2 protein-coding genes are annotated in these 2,529 nt (G+C 71.0%); one reads left to right on the forward strand and one right to left on the reverse strand.

Features of this window, described 5'->3' with window-relative positions:
- The first annotated feature begins 755 nt into the window (after positions 1-755).
- On the forward strand, positions 756-2,039 hold the full coding sequence (locus tag K377_RS40920; protein ID WP_375606006.1) for a glycoside hydrolase family 6 protein: 1,284 nt from the start codon (positions 756-758) through the stop codon (positions 2,037-2,039).
- Between the two features lie 81 nt (positions 2,040-2,120).
- On the opposite strand, the gene K377_RS40925 is transcribed toward K377_RS40920, so the two are convergent.
- The coding region (locus tag K377_RS40925; protein ID WP_146614871.1) for a LacI family DNA-binding transcriptional regulator at positions 2,121-2,529 on the reverse strand (409 nt) is incomplete at its 5' end.

Genomic DNA, 2,529 nt, shown 5'->3' on the forward strand with positions numbered 1-2,529 from the left:
GGTGACGGGGCTGAGCAGCAACGCGAAGGCGGCGAGCGGGGCAAGTGCCCAACGGTACGGGCGGAAGCGGCCGGATGTTCTGCGGAACGGCATTGCGGGCCTCCTCAAGGCGCGAATGCGGCAAGCAGCGTCCGAGCACGGCTCGGAAGGTGTGCCGTGAAACCTCTGGGTGGGGCAGGCGCGGCGCCCATCGATAGCACGACCGTGTGAGGGGGGAGGGCGCCTGTGGTGGTGCAAGGGCTGCACCGCCCGTCCACGGCCTTCGAGCGTTCGCCGTTTGTACATGTGACGGGCGGATCGCCTGGTAGCGCTTCCAAAAAGTAGCAGCGCCCTATGGAGCCGACAAGGGTCGCGCACCATTTACTGAACCCTGAAGGAAACCTTCCGTTCACACCGCCCGTCACGTTTGCACCCCGGACCGGCTGCCGCCACCAGGGAGGACCAGCGGACCGAATCCTCCGGTACTGCCCTACCTGCAAGGCCTGCTGGAGTTGCAGATAGAGAACCCGATGCGAGATCGGGCAGCCCTGTATACGTACGACTCTTGACATGGCTGTCACGCGAGCCACAGCATGTGCCCCCGAGAGCGCCGCACCGCGTCCGCATCTGGAAGCGCTACCAGAAAGCAGCCTTCCGGCGGGCACCTCGCCCTCTTGGCGACACCATCACCGCACCGCCGGACCTCCGCTCCGAGCGCCTCCCCGACCGAGCCTCGGCGCATCAGCCCGCCCTCCCGTACTAAGGAGACTGCACTCATGAGCAGACTGCGACGGTTGCTCGTCCCGGTCGCCTGCACGGCGCTCGCCGCCGGGGCCCTGGCCTGCGGGAGCGCGGCCGCTGCCGCGCCCCGTCCGCCGACGGCCGACCACACCCTGCCGGCGGACACCCACTTCTACGTCGATCCCGAGGCGGGTGCGGCCCGGCAGGCGGCGACCGACCTCAAGGCGGGCAAGGTCGGGGACGCCCTGCGGATGGCGAAGCTCGCCAGCTGGCCGCAGGCGATCTGGCTCGACTACGGCACGCCCGCCGAGATCGAGAAGGTCGTCGAGAAGAAGATGCGGGCCGCGAAGGCGACCGGCACCGTGCCGGTGTTCGTCCTGTACAACGTCACCGGGCGCGACTGCAGTTTCTACTCCGCCGGCGGCGCGGACAGCCCCGCGGCGTACCGCGCCTGGGTCCGGGGCGTGGCCGACGGCATCGGCACCGGCCGCGCCGCGGTCGTCGTGGAGCCCGACGGACTTGCGCTGCTGCCCAAGGACTGCCCCGAGGGCGACGCGGACGGCACCCGCACGGAGCAGCGGTACTCCAACATCCGTACCGCGGTGGACCTCATGGCCGCCCGACCCCGCACGTCCGTGTACCTCGACGGCGGCAGCAGCAACTGGCAGCCGGTCGGGGAACTGGCCGGGCGCCTGATCAGGGCCGGCCTGGCGAAGACCCAGGGCTTCGCGCTGAACGTCTCCAACTACCAGCCCACCGATCAGCTCAACCGTTACGCCACCTGGGTATCGAAGTGCGTCTGGTACGCCACGGACGGCCCGCTCGACGCGCGCGGCAGAACCGACACCTGCGCCGGCCAGTACTACTCGCCGGACGCCCCCAACGACGGGCAGCCGGGCAACGCGGTGGACTTCTACGACCCGTCCACGTGGAAGTGGACCGACGCGTGGTTCGACCGGGTCGTGGGGCGTCCCCCGGTCGAGGACCTGACGCACTACGTCCTGGACAACAGCCGCAACGGCCTCGGCGCGTGGACGCCTCCGGCGGGCAAGTACGCCGATGCCGAACCCTGGTGCAACGCGCCTGGACGCGGCGTCGGGGTCCGGCCCACCGCCGACACCGGCCTCCCCCTGGCGGACGCTTACCTCTACGTGAAGACCATCGGCGAGTCGGACGGCAGCTGCCGCCGGGGAACCGCCGGCCCCGTCGATCCGGAGTACGGCATCGAGGACCCGGCCGCCGGCGCGTGGTGGCCGGAATTCGCGCACACCCTGGCCAGGAACGCGAAGCCCGCGCTCACGTTCAACACCGGCCGGTAGCGGCAGCGGGGCCCTCAAGGCGCCCCGCACCACTGGAGCCGTCGCGTTCAGGCCCCCGCCGGCAGATCTTCTGACCACGCATCAGGTGCTGGCACGTCGCACCACATGGGTGGGAAGGATCAGCGGGCTGGGGGCTCGGCCCGCGATGACGCCGACGAGCATGCGGACCATTTCCCGCCCCAGGTCCCTGATGGGCTGGTGGACGGTGGTGAGCGCGGGCTCGGCGCTCTGCGCGACGGCGAGGTCGTCGAATCCGACCACGGCCACGTCCCCGGGCACCGAGCGGCCCGTCCTGTGCAGTGCGCGCAACGCCCCCGCCGCCATGTTGTCGTTGGCCGCGAACACCCCGTCCAGGTCCGGATGCGCCTCCAGCAGCCGGAACATGGCTGCCTCTCCGCCCGCTTCGGAGAAGTCTCCCTGCTCGGGCGGGCGGGGCGTCAGGCCGGCGAGCACCATGGCCTCCCGGTAGCCGCGGCTGCGGGCATCACCC

The organism is Streptomyces sp. PsTaAH-137 (assembly GCF_003259365.1).
Taxonomy (GTDB): Bacteria; Actinomycetota; Actinomycetes; order Streptomycetales; family Streptomycetaceae; genus Streptomyces.

Excerpts from the sequence above, each read along its gene's own strand:
- K377_RS40920 (WP_375606006.1), top strand. The coding sequence starts at position 756 with ATGAGCAGACTGCGACGGTTGCTCGTCCCGGTCGCCTGCACGGCGCTC.